The organism is Acinetobacter lactucae (genome assembly GCF_001605885.1).
Classification (GTDB): Bacteria; Pseudomonadota; Gammaproteobacteria; order Pseudomonadales; family Moraxellaceae; genus Acinetobacter; species Acinetobacter lactucae.
This window is the reverse complement of record NZ_LRPE01000027.1, coordinates 1-14,666: the sequence shown is the minus strand read 5'-3', so window position 1 is coordinate 14,666 and position 14,666 is coordinate 1. Positions and strand designations below refer to the sequence as shown.

The 14,666-nt window shown below is 31.3% G+C and carries 16 protein-coding genes; 6 read left to right on the top strand and 10 right to left on the bottom strand.

All coding sequences use genetic code 11. The annotated features are described in order from the left end of the window. Positions 1–13: 13 nt before the first annotated feature. The 4 genes from AWW73_RS11350 to AWW73_RS11335 all read right to left on the bottom strand — a co-directional run bounded on the left by AWW73_RS11350 (position 14) and on the right by AWW73_RS11335 (position 4,040). Positions 14–1,309 carry a Y-family DNA polymerase gene (locus tag AWW73_RS11350; protein ID WP_062849691.1) on the bottom strand — a complete coding sequence of 432 codons (1,296 nt, stop codon included), beginning with the start codon at positions 1,307–1,309 and terminating at the stop codon, positions 14–16. Further along, positions 1,306–1,806 carry a LexA family protein gene (locus tag AWW73_RS11345; RefSeq protein WP_062849690.1) on the bottom strand — a complete coding sequence of 167 codons (501 nt, stop codon included), beginning with the start codon at positions 1,804–1,806 and terminating at the stop codon, positions 1,306–1,308. The genes AWW73_RS11350 and AWW73_RS11345 overlap by 4 nt, the downstream gene beginning before the upstream one ends. Positions 1,807–1,947: 141 nt before the next feature. Continuing rightward, positions 1,948–3,342 carry a PIN-like domain-containing protein gene (locus tag AWW73_RS11340; protein WP_062849689.1) on the bottom strand — a complete coding sequence of 465 codons (1,395 nt, stop codon included), beginning with the start codon at positions 3,340–3,342 and terminating at the stop codon, positions 1,948–1,950. A gap of 74 nt (positions 3,343–3,416) precedes the next feature. Next, positions 3,417–4,040, bottom strand: a complete 624-nt coding sequence (locus AWW73_RS11335; RefSeq protein ID WP_062849688.1) for an SOS response-associated peptidase — start codon at positions 4,038–4,040, stop codon at positions 3,417–3,419. 156 nt (positions 4,041–4,196) lie between these two features. On the opposite strand from AWW73_RS11335, the gene AWW73_RS11330 reads away from it, so the two are divergent. After that, positions 4,197–4,802, top strand: a complete 606-nt coding sequence (locus AWW73_RS11330; protein ID WP_228142572.1) for a hypothetical protein — start codon at positions 4,197–4,199, stop codon at positions 4,800–4,802. 163 nt (positions 4,803–4,965) lie between these two features. Here AWW73_RS11330 and AWW73_RS11325 read toward each other — a convergent pair whose 3' ends face one another. Together AWW73_RS11325 and AWW73_RS11320 are read right to left on the bottom strand one after the other, a co-directional pair. Next, complete coding sequence (locus AWW73_RS11325; protein ID WP_062849686.1) at positions 4,966–6,993, bottom strand: ATP-binding protein; 2,028 nt, start codon at positions 6,991–6,993, stop codon at positions 4,966–4,968. 2 nt (positions 6,994–6,995) lie between these two features. Next, positions 6,996–8,420: an SIR2 family protein gene (locus AWW73_RS11320; RefSeq protein ID WP_171254651.1), complete on the bottom strand. Its 1,425-nt coding sequence runs from the start codon at positions 8,418–8,420 to the stop codon at positions 6,996–6,998. A 224-nt stretch (positions 8,421–8,644) separates the two neighbouring features. On the opposite strand from AWW73_RS11320, the gene gmtY reads away from it, so the two are divergent. Together gmtY and AWW73_RS11310 are read left to right on the top strand one after the other, a co-directional pair. Then, complete coding sequence (gmtY, locus tag AWW73_RS11315) at positions 8,645–10,015, top strand: gamma-mobile-trio recombinase GmtY (RefSeq protein ID WP_162268147.1); 1,371 nt, start codon at positions 8,645–8,647, stop codon at positions 10,013–10,015. 64 nt (positions 10,016–10,079) lie between these two features. Further along, the gene (locus AWW73_RS11310) at positions 10,080–10,685 is read left to right on the top strand and encodes a hypothetical protein (RefSeq protein WP_062849684.1); all 606 of its coding nucleotides are present in this window, start codon (positions 10,080–10,082) and stop codon (positions 10,683–10,685) included. A gap of 48 nt (positions 10,686–10,733) precedes the next feature. Here the strand turns inward: AWW73_RS11310 and AWW73_RS11305 are convergent, their stop codons facing one another. The 4 genes from AWW73_RS11305 to AWW73_RS18965 are packed head-to-tail and all read right to left on the bottom strand — an operon-like array spanning position 10,734 to position 12,334. Beyond that, positions 10,734–10,988 carry a hypothetical protein gene (locus tag AWW73_RS11305; protein WP_062849683.1) on the bottom strand — a complete coding sequence of 85 codons (255 nt, stop codon included), beginning with the start codon at positions 10,986–10,988 and terminating at the stop codon, positions 10,734–10,736. A gap of 21 nt (positions 10,989–11,009) precedes the next feature. Continuing rightward, a complete protein-coding gene (locus AWW73_RS11300; RefSeq protein WP_062849682.1) occupies positions 11,010–11,441 on the bottom strand; it encodes a hypothetical protein in 432 nt (143 codons plus the stop codon). Between the two features lie 23 nt (positions 11,442–11,464). Then, positions 11,465–11,986, bottom strand: coding sequence for a hypothetical protein (locus AWW73_RS11295; RefSeq protein WP_062849681.1), 522 nt, complete (start codon positions 11,984–11,986; stop codon positions 11,465–11,467). 48 nt (positions 11,987–12,034) lie between these two features. Further along, a complete protein-coding gene (locus tag AWW73_RS18965; protein WP_139111775.1) occupies positions 12,035–12,334 on the bottom strand; it encodes a hypothetical protein in 300 nt (99 codons plus the stop codon). A 253-nt stretch (positions 12,335–12,587) separates the two neighbouring features. On the opposite strand from AWW73_RS18965, the gene AWW73_RS11285 reads away from it, so the two are divergent. From AWW73_RS11285 to AWW73_RS11275, 3 genes are all read left to right on the top strand, one after another. Beyond that, the gene (locus AWW73_RS11285) at positions 12,588–12,827 is read left to right on the top strand and encodes a helix-turn-helix domain-containing protein (RefSeq protein ID WP_062849679.1); all 240 of its coding nucleotides are present in this window, start codon (positions 12,588–12,590) and stop codon (positions 12,825–12,827) included. A 56-nt stretch (positions 12,828–12,883) separates the two neighbouring features. Beyond that, a complete protein-coding gene (locus AWW73_RS11280; protein WP_062849678.1) occupies positions 12,884–13,585 on the top strand; it encodes a metallophosphoesterase in 702 nt (233 codons plus the stop codon). A 170-nt stretch (positions 13,586–13,755) separates the two neighbouring features. Continuing rightward, positions 13,756–14,666 (top strand): hypothetical protein (locus AWW73_RS11275; RefSeq protein ID WP_155860461.1); only part of this gene is annotated, 911 nt, incomplete at its 3' end.

The window sequence follows — 14,666 nt, the reverse complement described above, 5'->3', positions numbered from 1 at the left end:
CAATATTATTGTCTTACTTAATTTCAATTAATTCATCCCACCGAAACGGATTTCTACTCAACTTATCCCGCGACATCGACCAGTTCCGACCTGGCACATAACATGGTCCGACACCTAGTTTTTTCTTTCCAAATTTGTTGTGTACATTCTCAAGTGTTTTCATTAATAGTTCTTTTTTCTCAATCTGTTCAAAGTCGGTTAATAGATCATATGTATGACCAGCCTTAGGTTCTAAACCAGTTAAGATGACCCCGCATTTTTTATATTTAATACCTTCTTTATAAAGATCAGAAACCATCTTTACTGCTGCTTTTACAAAGTCAGTTGCGCAATCAGTAGGTTCAGAAAATGCGCCAGTAATAGACTTATTATAAAATGGCGCACTTTCATCAAATGGGCTTGATTGAAGAAATATAAGTAGACAACCACATAGTGACTCTTCATCACGCAACCGTTTACATGCTTCTTGTGCATGCATTGCTATAGCTTCTTTCAAATCATCTAGCTCAGTTACTTTTGCTCCAAAGGAACATGATTTAATAATTTGTTTTTTCGATGACAGGGTGTCTTCAATCTCAATACATGAGATGCCTTGTAGTTCATTAATTGTACGAGCCATGACGATAGAAAACTGCCCCTGCATTTCACGTGCTTCAGTACAAGCTAGATCTAATACTGATTTAACTCCCATTGAATGCAACTTCTTTGCATGTTTACGACCTACTCCCCAAACCTCTGAAACATCGATCAATGAAAAATAGTATTCTTTATTGCAAGGATCCATGGATACGAGATCGCATACACTGTTAAAACCGGGATTCTTTTTAGCAATGTGATTAGCAATTTTAGATTCTGTTTTACTTCTACCAATTCCAACGCATACTGGTAAACCGAGCCATTTCCATATTTGCTGCCGCATTTGTTGCCCGACCTTTTCAAGATCGAAATTCTTTTCATAAGCAGAAAAATCAACAAAGCACTCATCAATCGAGTACGGTTCAACTTCTTCATCTGTTACATATGAACCAAGGATCGTATGAAAACGTCTCGACATTTCGGCATACATGACATAGTTGCTTGAAAGTACGATTACCTTGTTTTGCTGTACTATATCTTTGATCTGGAATAGGGGAACTCCCATTTTAATGCCTAACGCTTTTGATTCATTGCTACGCGCCACGGCACACCCATCGTTATTTGACAATACAATAACGGGCTTGTTGTTCAAACTTGGGGCAAAGACTCTCTCACATGAGACGTACATGTTATTGACGTCAATTAAGAAAAAGACTTTGTTCTCATGTTTCATGACTTATTTCTTATCATTTTAATGATGCAGGTGACAACGCCCCAAATAAGCAGCTCTTGGCCATCTAATAAATGAATATCTTTGTAATCTGGATTTTCTGCTTTTAGCCATTGGCCTTTTTCATCGATCATTAGGCGCTTAACTGTAAAATCATTATCGATTAGTGCCACGACAATATCGCCGTGTTTTGCATCGAGACTTCGATCGACAATTAGTTCGTCATCAATATCAATGCCTGCGTTAAGCATCGAGAGCGAAGCAACTTTGACAATGAAGGTTGCAGTTTCATTTTTAATTAAGTGCTCATTCATATCGAGAGCTTTGTCGATGTAATCTTGGGCAGGGGATGGAAAGCCTGCGTTGATCTTCTCTAAAGCATAAGGGACAAGCATGTGAGTTGAAGGGACAATCTGCTTGATAGATAAGGCCTCACATAAAACAAAACCTTGTGTGAGGTATGGTTTTATGTGGATGATGGATGGTGCAATTTCGCTCATAGAATATCCTCTAACTTGAATTTGTAACATATTCAAGATGATATGCTAGAGCTTAGTTAAATTTCAAATTTAAAAAGTTGTGGATAAATAATGACTAGTCATTACTTGTCGCTCATTATTGTGCATTTGGTCGGAAATTCATCATCTAGCATGAATATCTAAGTCAATTAGTAAGTTGACGATCCGTATAAACCTTTGAAGTAATTCTAAAAATCCCTCTATTTTAGGTTTATTAGATGGGTTATTAATATGTTCAATTATTGCATTACACTTAAGAACATACTCTTTAATTTCTTCGTACTTCTTATCGAAAAAAGGAAAATTGGGTAATTTTATATTTTCCAATTCGATAATTTCTAACTTATTTAAATTTTCAATTTTTAAATTTAAATCACTTAAATCTTTAAGTAATAAAGGATCAAATGAAAGATTAAGATTAGGATGATTTTGAATAATATTTTTAATTTCTTTTTTAAAGTTATTATTTATATCTGAATTTGCAGTAAAAAAATCTTCCCTATCTTGATAAGTTTCATTAACTGAAAGTGAATTTTTAATATCATTAACAGAATTTGGATTAATTTCTAAGTTCAATGAGTTATTTGTGTGCTTTAAAAAGTCATTTATATTATAGATATAAAATTTTTCGACAGACGATTCCTTGAGCATCTCTTGCTTTAATTCTGGTCTAGCACCAAGAATTTTTTTTCCATTAAGATTTTCAACTATTCGCCAATCCTCTTTAACATCTTCACTGATAAAAACAATATTTTTAATATTCGGGTTTTTTGCATATTCTATGATTTGTTTAAATATTATTAAATCCCCAAATTTTGATTTATAAGTTAAACCATTGAAAGAAAAAACATCATCACCTTTTGATATTCCATCTTTGTATCCAGGTGGCGTCATATTTTTATATCGTTTCTCACCTTCTTTAAATACTTCCTCTAATAGAACTTGTGTATTGTAAATATTTTCACCTAAACTATTATTTTTAAAAATATTATCAAATTCATCTCTAATGTAGTCTTTGGAGTTAAGATAAATTTTATCTTGATCTATATCAGCTATTAATTTTTTGATCTTTTCAATTTCTTCTTTTATTAGATTTCTAACATCATCAATTTCAGACGAGATATTCGTAATTATACTCTCTAATTTACTGTGAATATTTGGATGTTTGCTTTTAGTAGAGAATTTATTTTTAAATGTTTTAAAAACTGTATCATCAAATGAAATTGACTCAAGAAAATCATCAGTTTCTTTTTGCATATCTTGAATGTAAATTCTATGATTTTTTATAACTTTTAACCTATTCCTCTGGAACTCAAGTGCCACGTGGTGTGGTATCCATAATCTAGAATTCAAAAATTTCAGAATATTTAAAAAGTCTTCTCTAGTTTCTTTCTGAAATGAATATAAGCTTAATAAGACATTAGTATCTAAAACGAATCGGGTATTAGGACTTTCCCAAATAGATTTTAAATAATCTTCATCATGATTTTCATAAAAAGAGATAAAAGCGTCTTTCATAATCAATAAATTTTTGTAAATTTTATAAAAATAATTTATATGAAGTTTTATTAAAAAACAACAGGAAAAGACTGCTATCTCTTTCTTATAAAACTTGATGTATTAAATTCTCCAACTGGCATCTCAAGGAAAAATTGATGAGCCTCTTCTTTTTTACAGTTCAACCAATCTTCTCGATATTCTTCAGGGATAACAATAATTGATCGTTTCTCATCTTCTGGTTTATGGAACTGGCTCATAAAAGGGTGGTTATCTGCATTGATAGTTAACATTGACATAGATCTAACTTGTTGCCCATCAATCACAGTAGAGTCGTAAATAGCGGCTACCGTAAAAGGTAGGCCATCTTCGCGGTATATTCCCCAGCGTTCAGCTTTGCCATTCACATATTTTGGTTCATAGATCTTTTCTACAGGTATTAAAGCAAACTGGCTTTTAGCCCATGCATGTCGGAAGCTCGGCTTTTTATCTACCGTTTCAGTTCTAGCGTTATACGTATACTTTGAGAACTTTAAATCATGGCTCCAAGGTGGAATCATTCCAAACTTAACTTGCCGCCATTCTATATGGCCATCTTTAGAAAATATAAGAGGGCAGTCGTAACCTGGGTACACATCCGCTTTATATTCGAAAGTAGGTTCGAAGAGATCAAGTAGGTATACCCGGTCTTTACTGATAGGTTCATAATTGGTGCACATATTCTTTCCATTCTTAATTTTTATTATTCCTGATAAATTATAGGTTTATTAAAACGTTATGTACGTAAGATTATGGTTAAAAATGCTGTAAGAATCGGGTGGGTACTTACCTTATTATGGTTAATAATTATTATCTGTTTATTAATCAAGAACCCGATGCCATCTTTATTAAATGAAATGGGAGATTTCATTGCAGGTGTCTCATCACCACTTGCTTTCCTCTGGGTTATTGTGGGCTACTATCAAAGCCAGCAAGCTTTAGTTATGCAAGCAGAAGAGTTAAGTCAAAATACAAAAGCCTTAGCTGCTCAAGTTGAAGAAATGAAAAAAGCAACTGAGACACAGGAAGAGCAATTACTAGAAATGAAACAGCAATACGCTGAATTAGGAATACAGGAACGTATAAAAAGGCAGCCTTTCTTTGATATAAAGTTTGTTAGGTTGATAGAAGAGATTAGCAATAATCAAAATTTTATAAATATAAGATTTGATATCGAATGTATGAACGGATTTGCAAGAACATTAACTTTGTCATTTGATGGAATTGACAGTGAAAGTGGTCATATCAATTATATAAAGGAAGGAGAAATAAAAAAGAATCTGATAAGGATAAGGGGTAGCAGCCTTAGGGAGCTTAACAATAAGTCGTTAGATATAATTTACTATGATAAAACTCATACTTTAACAAAGCAAAGGTACAGATTTTTCCATAATAAAATAGATCACAATGAACTCTCTTTTGAAAAATTTATTATAAGTTAAATTTGAATGTGAATATATTAAATAAGAGAGATACCAATTTTGATAAAGATTCAAAATCTTTATCAAAATTGGAAGTTTTTGTCTTTCAAGAAGCTAGTTAGTTAAGACTTAGACTTTTTTTATTTTAAATAAAATTAATATTTGATTAATATTCTTTTCATTGTTAATTTTGCTGCCAATCTTGGACTATTTCCTCCCATCTATTATTACTTTCTTCTGAACTAGCCCATGCATTCCAGAAGTCAGGATCATCAGATTTAGGGCGATTCTCTTTATCTAACTCAGTCATTCTAACCAATACTGGAAGTTCAGATGCCCAACCTAACAAAATGGCATGTCTAGAGGGGAGCGTTGGTAATTCCCGTAGTAACCCTCTCATATTGTCGGGTAACAATTTATGAACTTGTTCTTGGTCCCTGTCATTGCTGATTCGGTGCAGTAAAAAAGTATTACATTGAGATAAAACTGTTGAGGAAAGTTCAGAAGGTCTTTGTGAGGAGATTACTAACCCTAAACCAAACTTTCTACCTTCTTTAGCAATTTTCTCAAAAACTTTACAGCACACATCAGAAATGTTCTGTTCTTCGTTATTATCTTTATATCGTTTGATGAAATTATGTGCTTCTTCCGCAACTAATACAGTAGGAAGAGTATTTCCAGTAATTTTTCGATACCTTTGTAAAGCTTCAAATATAATTCTTGATATTACAGCTGTTACTAAGTGAACTATGTCATTTGGAACGAGTGATAAATCAATGATTGTTATGGCAGTATCTGTATTATTTCCTAAGTATGATTCCAAGAAATCAATAAGTTCAATTGGTTTATCAGAATCATCTGTTATTGCATTTATCCGTGTATCACCTAGCATAGTTCGAATACGAGAAAGTAAGAATTCAACAAATTGTTCTGTTCCTGTTTCTTTTGCTAACATTTCAATATAATTTATAAAATCATTATTTATAAACCTGATTGGGATATCTTCATTCTTGGGTAACAAATCGGATTTGTGACCTCCTAAGCTGACAAAACATATATTAATCGAACTTGTTAAATTATGTGTTTCTTGAATAGTTGGTTTTTTGGGCCACTGCTGTCCAGCTCTTGTGTCTATAAGAGTTCGGATATCATTTATAAGAATGTTTAAACAACTTTCTTGAGTTTGTTGCAAAAGATACTGAAGGTTTGAGTGCCATGAGCTGAGGTCCTCAAAAAAACCCTTTACTGGACCAGGATCTGTAAATATTTTCCCTTTACTTATTGTTTGCTCTAATGCCAGCAAAATTAAGCCACAATAATGTCTAGCTTGGTCTTTTGTACTAGATTCTGATGTTTGTTGATTATTTCTCATAGCCCTTAATGCTTGGCGTACAAGAGGTAATTGAACTTTGGAACTTGCTTGAGTAAATGCGGCCCATTCTGAACTATTCCATAGCCATGCTGGGATTTTTAAGGAAGACTCTCTTTCATTGTGTCGTGCTTCGACTTTAATTAATTTTCCTTTATATTTACTTTTGGGGCCGAGTGCTTGACTGTATTCTCCATTTGGATCCAAGACTATAAACCTAGCATTTACAGATGAATTAGCTTTCAATACTGCATCTATAGACCATTGAATTAGCCCAGCCACTGAGCAAGATTTTCCACTACCTGTATTGCCTAATACAGCAACATGACGACCAAAAAGCTTGTTAGGATCAATTGATATTTCTGCGTTATTAGCAAGTGGACTTTCACCAATTTTTACTTTGCGATTTTCCCCTGACTCAATTATAGACCTCAGTTGATTATCTGTAGGTAAAAGAACAGAATCTCCAACTGATGGAAAGGCATCAGTTCCTCTTGTAAAGTCAAATCCTTCACATGTATTTTTTAAAGTACCTACAGGGTTTAAACATAGTTTTCTTATAGGAAAGGGAAGATCAATTAATCCGAAATCATGTAAACCTTTTCGCTTAGGGTAGGCAGACCTTTCAATAGCAATCCATTCTACTTGCCCAACTAAATAACCATCATCATTATTTATTAAGACATAGCTATTTATTCGGGGAAAACTTCTGGGTATTCCACCTTGTAAGGATACTGAATCGGGTGCGTCTATTTCTAATGAAACTTTAATTTCACTGGGAGATACGAATTCTACTGTTCCTATACGAAGTTGCTCTAAATGTTCGATAGGTAAATAACTCATTGTTAATCTCCCATACTAGTAACGTTTTGAGATGATTCATTTTTACTTTCTGTCTGTAGCAGGCCGCGCTGTTTTAATAAATCAACCATTTTTATTGAGGCTTTATCTATAGCAGGTTTCGGTAAGTAATGATCAACTAATATTTTTAGATCGCCAAAATGATCTCCCATAAGAAGTGTAATTTGAGCTTGCCTTCCACTTTGATTTACAAAACTATTAATTCTGCTCAGTGGGTCTCCATATGCAATAATAACTAGATGAGTTGAAGGCACAGTTAACATATCTTCAATTACTCTATTTATATGCTCATCACCGAAACTATAACCATATGTTACTAGAGTGCTATTTGGTCGGCAGGTAGCAGCAGCTAAATCTCTAAAAAGATCTACATATGGGTATTCTGAGGTTTCTCTGTCTTTTACAGAATTTGGATATATCATCAGTTTTTGATAACCATCTTCCCCAATTGAATCTGCTTCCAAAAAAGGCTGTAATGTTGTTGCACCAAAAGGTAATCCAAACCGGCGTATAAACCCATTGTGTTCAATCCAGTCCAAAGATCCGTGTAACTTTGTAAATCTAGCTACGCCCTCTAAATATCTTGGTTCTCCACGAATTCCAGGAGGATTATAATGATAGTCAACTTCTAAACGAGAAGCTCGAAATACGGGTGATATAGATCCAACAAACCTATCTATTAGCCTTAAACCTGCTAACTCAGCACCAACTTCGATGATACGATCATAATTAGTAGTAAAGATATGCAGTCGATCACGAGTGGCTGTTCGACTAGCAAAACTCATAAGAAAGCTTACTAAGTAATTGAAGGTGTCAATTTTTTTATCTGCTTCAGCATCTCTAATTAAGTTCTCTCCTTGGCTTACAGAGTTTGCAAATGCTTTTAAACAGCGGGTTAGTTCATCTTTTAATTTAAGTAACTCACCATAAAGATGTAAATAAGGGGTAAAATTTGGAGGTAGCGGTGGTGGAGGGGAGGTATTTAATGTCGTTAATATTTCTAATCCTTTTATAAGTTCATTGATAGCACGGATTTGATCTTCAATATTTCCATCTTTTCTACCTGCTTTTTTTGCAGCTAAATTTGAAAATTGATTAATTTCATTCTGAAAGGTTATCAGATCATTTATCCACCCCATTCCTTGAGGGGGCTTACTTGTTGCAGACATTTGAATCGATGTACTTAGACCTGCTCCTATCAGTAAATTAAGGTGCTCAGATTGGAAAAGTGCAGTTAACCATGGTTCGATATGTTTTCTTAACTTATCTATTGTGATTTCCTCTCCTTTTTTTCCAAAGCTTGAATCTGAACAATATATGTATGTGTGGTCATTATCGGGATGGGCTCCTAATTCTAAAATTGTTTGTAAGTTTCCCAATTTTAATTTCTGATTCAAACGAGTTGTCATAATCCTTATCCGTTTTCCTTGTTTTTATTTCTATAGTAAATAGATGATTAACTTAAAAATATCATGAAAAAATAATTGTTGCGATGAGTTTCCTCATTAATTTTTTATTTTAAATAAACTTCAATATTTTCAATAATATGCTTTTAAAATTTAATAAAAATATATTGACATTATTTCAACTTAAAAAATATAGTAAGAGGGATATAAAAATACATAAGGTCGCTATGAGTATTTTTAAAACAACAATAAAAGTTCAGGAACGAATAACAAATAATTTTATAGAGCTTCCTGTGATTTTTGATGCAGAAGGTAAGCCTTTTTATAAACTTGTGCAGTATTGTCTTCTTAAGTTTACTGTTAGCAAGTTTAGACTTTCATCGTTAAAGCATGCAGTCTATGCTGTTGAATTATATCTACAGTTCAATTTAGCGAATAAAGATAAAGTGAAGAACTCAAAAGAGATGTTTAGACTTTTTTTTGAGGCTTTATATAAAGGTACGATAAATGATAATGGGCATGATGAGAGCGAGTTGTATTGGAAACCTTTTAAACCTGATACAGCAAGCATTTATCTTGACGCTCTAAGTAAGTTTGGTGATTGGTTACATAAAGAGTATGGTAATGAATTACTCAATCCAATAATCGAACACGATTACAAAACAAAAATACTTTTACAATATGCTTACTATTATAGGAACAGAGCGAATATTCTTTCTCATCTGCAAACGAGAAAAAATATTAATTTTAACTTTTCTCGTCAATACAAAATTAGAAATACTATAAAAATAGAAAAAGGGGATATACAACAGTTTCCTGATGTTTTATTCAAGAAACTACTTAAATATGGGTACGAAGCTGTTTCAGACAAAAGAATGGCTATACGAGATATATTAATACTTTTATTGATACATGGATGTGGTCTAAGAATCTCAGAACCATTCCACTTATGGATTCATGATGTTAATATATTAAATAAAACTATTAAAATTTTTCATCCCAAGAGTGGGAATGCTCCTCTAGAAGCTAATAATAAGATTACAAGGCAAGAATATTTGTGGAAGAATTATAAATTAAAGCCACGAACTGATGTTATGGGAAATCAACATTTAGGTTGGAAAAGTACTAGTGTGAATAAGGAAGGAGCAATCGATTTATTTTGGAAAGAAACCGAAATGAGGGATTTTTTCTTTGAACTATGGACTATTTATCTATCATATTTGGCAGTATTAACAATAGATCATCCTTATGCTTTTATGAATTTCAATAAAAAGGATTTTTTAAAACCTTATACAATATCAAGTTTTCAGAAAAACTATTTAGCTGCAATGGCTAGAATTGGTGAAAAAGTTAATAAGGAATCAGGTTTATCCACACATGGGCATAGGCATAATTATGCAATGACTTTAAGAGAAAGAGGGCATACTCCATTGATTATTCAGCGTGCTCTGCATCAATCGAATATATATTCGCAAGAACCATATGTAACGGGAAGCTATGCACAAGCTATTAAGAAATTTAAGGAACTAGAAAATGAGAGGGAAAAGAGCGAAACTGAAGTAAATGATATGTGGAATGACCTACTGTTAAATAATTGAAAATTTATAATTTTCTAAAAATGAAATTTAGAAATTAAATTTTATGTAAATCATAGGTGGCGCTATGTCTATATTGAAGAACTATCTTAGTACACAACTTTGTGGATTTGAAAAATTACTATTTTTAGATAAATATGAATTAATAATAAGTAATTTTAAATCAATTGGTTGGGTAATTTGTGCTTTTTTTGTATCTTGTTTACCTAAGATGAATTTGGATTATCTACCAAATATATATCTTGAAAATGCCATAATCGAAGGAATAGGTCCGCATTTTTGGAATATAGTAGCTACGAGTGGATTTTTTCTAGTAGGTTTATTTTTTCTATTTCCTAAATTTAGCTGTTTCCCCAAATGGGCTTACAAGATTTTAGCAGGAACATATACAAGTGGGATGATATCACTAGGACTGTTAATTGGTGAATTAGCTTTTATTTTTCCAGCTCTATGGTCCTTTTTTGAGTTTTGGAGAGTTATTTTAATATTTTTTGCTCTCGTAGTCTCAATATTTTTAGTTTATGGAATAGTCTATTCGAATTTTTATATTAGTCGGCTTCTAATTTCAGATGAAATTATCAAACAGATAACTAAAATGGATTTTCGCTTAAGATTTTTTGGATTTCTTATATTTTCTGCTTCTCCAGTTTTATTTCTCTTAATGGAAAAATAGTTATGCGACTCTAATATTGACTAGAGCTTAACTGATACGATGATTTTTTTATTTTAGACCGAGATTTTCTATTTGTGTAAAGTCAAAATTTTCATCAAATAAATAATTTAATTCTTTTTGACTTTTCAAATAAGAAACTGTACCTAAAAAACAAGATTTACATAAAAAAATTTCATATATTTGATTACTGCCAGAGGAGTCCAACTTGTTTTCTGTTTTTAATACGCCATAACCTATTTGGCAGAGATTAGGACAGATATCACAGTGAATGCTTTCCTTGCAGTAAAAATAATTAACTTCCATGTTTAATATCCAAAAATAATTTTAACCAATAACACTCCAGCTCAAAACTTTTGAAGAGGGGTGGTTTCCATTAAAAGTTAGAGAACAGATAGCTTTAGAATTACTATTAACACCATACTTACTTAGTCGATCACTAATTAGAAAGTTATATGTTACAGCGAAAGAGTTCAACGAATATGCACGAGCATCAGTGAGTTTTTCATTTGCCATAATCTCAATTTGGGATTTTGTTTTACCTTTTGTATTCTGACATTGACTGTTAGTCAAAATACCACTTTGACTACTTGTTTTACTTCTAGTGGGTGTAGAAGGGTCATCGTTGAAGGTAGCATTTAGTGTTTTAATTCCATTATTTAAAGTTGTACTAACTGTATATATATCCTTGGGAAAAGATTTACAGCCAACATTAATAAAGGATAGATAAGCAAATATTACTATTTTATAAAATTTCATTAACTCATTCTCAGTTGTATTAATTAAAACTCATTACGAAGTTTTGGAATTTTTTCTATTGAATATTTACTTTGTATACATATGTCATAAGACTTACTTTTCATACACGTCGCCCATTTATCACTTATAGGTACAAAAAGTTTATCGACTAAAACTTTCTTTTTAAGTTCATTCCTATAGTATGTTTGACCATCTTTTTCTTTCAGATACATATATTCGTTTTCATCTACTTTACCAGGACGACCATAAGACAAAGTTTCATTTGTTACATAACAAGAATCAGCTTCAGTGGACTCACATATAGTTCTGCTGGACATACGAAATATTTGTTTTTTATAGATCATCACTGCAGTATTTTCATCTTCGTTTAAGACTGAATAAGTAACAGTACAGACTTCAGGTTTAGTTAATTTACCTTGAACATTTTTGTAGCAAAGTGCAGTTTTATCTATTATTGAGAAAGGATTGGCGTGTAGCAATGAAGCCGATATTAAGCACAGTGTAGTAATCACTATGCATTTATAAAATATATTTAGTTTTATCAAGTTTTGTACCTCTTTTTGAACAGTTGGATTATTAAAATGGTTTATGTTCTATTTAAAAGTTTCTATGAGTTCGGTAAGTGCGTTTGCTCTTGACTCTAATGTCAACAACTCCTGTTGCTTTTGCTGAATTAAAAATTCAATCTGAAATCGAATAGGAGGAAATTCTTTAAAACACTCACGTAGACATTCAATTTCGATTTGATTCTTGTGAATAGTACTTCTTATATTTTTTTCCTTTATAAAGATTGTTTCATAAGGAGATTGGAGTTCTTCAGGAAGTAAGAGTTTTTTAAGCTGGTGAGTTGTATAGAGGGAAGTGTATTTTGGTGGAGTACTTGAATTATCCATGATGAAGTAATCCTCCTTTAAAAGCTTTTGAAAATAGTCATAAATGAAGTAGAAATTCTGTTCTGAATTTAAATAATCACATTTTTCTATAAATGCATTCCAAATATCTTGAAATAAACAATTTTGGAATTCATTCCTAATAAGAAAACGAATAAATAATCTTTGAACAATCTGCCCCTTAGTCATAGTTATCACAATCTCAAGAAATATCCCATTTTGGGATATTTCTTGAGATAGTACAACATTTAGGGTTATGAGCTCAATACATGACCCAAGATATATTGGTTTAATAAATTGTTTAATTAAAATACGTGAAGAACGGAAAGTTACTCAGGTACAACTAGCCTCATCCCTAAAAAAGCATCAGTCATATGTAGCTAAAATTGAGAATTTGGATAGAAGAATTGACCTTATAGAATTAAAAGATTGGCTTAATGCACTCAATATTAAATTTTCCGAATTTATCAAATTTTCAAATATCGAAAATCTTTAATAATTTATATATTTCTTATAAGCTAATCCCTATCAATATGGATAATTAGCACTACTTTGAATCTATTTCCTCCTGATAACTTAATCGAATTTTTTGACGCATCTGACTATACCCGACTTTTTGTTGTTGGGGATCTTCATGGATGTTATGAGGAATTCATGAACAAGCTTGAACAGATAAAGTTCGATTTTAATAGAGACATGGTCATATCAGTAGGAGATCTTGTTGATAGAGGTAGAGAAAGCTTTAAATGTTTAGAGTTAGTAAAACAACCTTGGTTTAAAGCAATACGAGGTAACCATGAGCAAATGTGCTTAGAAGCGGCGATAGCACCAGAAATGCAAGCTTTTCATCAAAGGCATGGCGGCCAATGGTTGTATGATCTTAGTACTAATGTGTATAAGGATGCATTAAAATTATGTCTAGGTTTACCAATAGTTTTAGAAATAACTTTTAAAGGAAGAAATTATGGTTTTGTCCATGCTGATATTATTCAAAATGATTGGAATATCTTCAAACAAAAACTACTAAAAAGTAATTATTATTCAAATACTCAATCAACTTTACAAAACGCTCTTTGGGGAAGGGGCAGAATTCGATCTGCCCAAAATAATAAAAAAATGGAAGTTATTTCTGGAATAAACCAAATTTATTTAGGACATACCGTTGTAGATGGACCTACTAGAGTTCAGAACTGCCTTTATATTGATACAGGTTGTATTTTTGGCGGAAAATTAACTTTGGAAGAAATCAAATAGTTGTAAAATAAAAAAATAATTGTTATTAAACTAATAAAAACAATAGCTTGAATTTAATCTTGCAAAATTAATATTTAGTGGATTAGATTTATAAGTAAAAGAATTCACCAATAGTAAAAAATTTACAATTGAATCAGAATGCAAATATAGACAAATGGATGAGTAGAAGTATGAATAATAAATTAAATGATAACAACTACTTATTGCTAGGAAGTGATTTGAATGTATGTGACACAGTCTATCAGAAACTAGTAAGTTGGGATGAAGCCGGTAAACTTTGGTTAGAAAATAATGATTCAACAGAAAAAGTACAAGCACTCAAAATCTTCATAAATAAATTTTTAGTCGAATTATCAAAACAAAATATTGAAATTCCTGATTTTTTAGATTCAAAAGTATATTTATTTAATATAAATGATTTACTTGATAATATACTACTAGAGTACTCAGAAAAACTAAGAAAATACTATAGAAATCATATAATTAACTTCTTAGAGAGCAATTTGAAAAATAAGAGAGAAATAAATATTTTACATAAGAGTTATCTTTTTAAAGAAGTGAAAGAAAAAACTAATAATAATTGGGCAAAGGAACTAGATTATATATTTGAATGGAATGATATTCCATTAAATATGAGATTGAGCTTTGTTGTGATTGTATATGAGTTTTTTTATAGTTTAAATGAATTTAAAAATATAAAAGAAATATTGTATGATAAAGACTTTTCAATTATAAGGATAAAAAAATTATTTGGAATATATATTGATATTGAAGAAAAATTGTCAGAATATCATAAAAAAACATTTAAAAGAAAATTTATAGATTTTATTAGATGGACTTTAAATAATAAATTTATTGATCGAAGTAAAGAGGTTTGTAATAGAATAATATTAAATGATAAAAATTTTTTGATAAATAAATTAGGTTCTGATTGGGGGGATTTGCAAGAAATTGTAAATGAGTGGCTTATGATAAGTAAAAGACGAGAAAAATATAAAGCTAGCCTAAAGAAGTTTTTTTATAATGCATTTAATGAGGGCGATAATCAAGAAAAATTTATACAAATGATTTTAAATGGAGG

What these genes read in the sequence shown, in the direction of transcription:
- AWW73_RS11350 (WP_062849691.1), bottom strand. Translation starts at nt 1,309, where the DNA reads ATGAAACATGAGAACAAAGTCTTTTTCTTAATTGACGTCAATAACATG.
- AWW73_RS11330 (WP_228142572.1), top strand. Translation starts at nt 4,197, where the DNA reads ATGCCATCTTTATTAAATGAAATGGGAGATTTCATTGCAGGTGTCTCA.
- AWW73_RS11325 (WP_062849686.1), bottom strand. Translation starts at nt 6,993, where the DNA reads ATGAGTTATTTACCTATCGAACATTTAGAGCAACTTCGTATAGGAACA.
- AWW73_RS11310 (WP_062849684.1), top strand. Translation starts at nt 10,080, where the DNA reads ATGTCTATATTGAAGAACTATCTTAGTACACAACTTTGTGGATTTGAA.
- AWW73_RS18965 (WP_139111775.1), bottom strand. Translation starts at nt 12,334, where the DNA reads ATGGATAATTCAAGTACTCCACCAAAATACACTTCCCTCTATACAACT.
- gmtY (WP_162268147.1), top strand. Translation starts at nt 8,645, where the DNA reads ATGAGTATTTTTAAAACAACAATAAAAGTTCAGGAACGAATAACAAAT.
- AWW73_RS11300 (WP_062849682.1), bottom strand. Translation starts at nt 11,441, where the DNA reads ATGAAATTTTATAAAATAGTAATATTTGCTTATCTATCCTTTATTAAT.
- AWW73_RS11345 (WP_062849690.1), bottom strand. Translation starts at nt 1,806, where the DNA reads ATGAGCGAAATTGCACCATCCATCATCCACATAAAACCATACCTCACA.
- AWW73_RS11305 (WP_062849683.1), bottom strand. Translation starts at nt 10,988, where the DNA reads ATGGAAGTTAATTATTTTTACTGCAAGGAAAGCATTCACTGTGATATC.
- AWW73_RS11320 (WP_171254651.1), bottom strand. Translation starts at nt 8,420, where the DNA reads ATGACAACTCGTTTGAATCAGAAATTAAAATTGGGAAACTTACAAACA.
- AWW73_RS11285 (WP_062849679.1), top strand. Translation starts at nt 12,588, where the DNA reads ATGAGCTCAATACATGACCCAAGATATATTGGTTTAATAAATTGTTTA.
- AWW73_RS11335 (WP_062849688.1), bottom strand. Translation starts at nt 4,040, where the DNA reads ATGTGCACCAATTATGAACCTATCAGTAAAGACCGGGTATACCTACTT.
- AWW73_RS11340 (WP_062849689.1), bottom strand. Translation starts at nt 3,342, where the DNA reads ATGAAAGACGCTTTTATCTCTTTTTATGAAAATCATGATGAAGATTAT.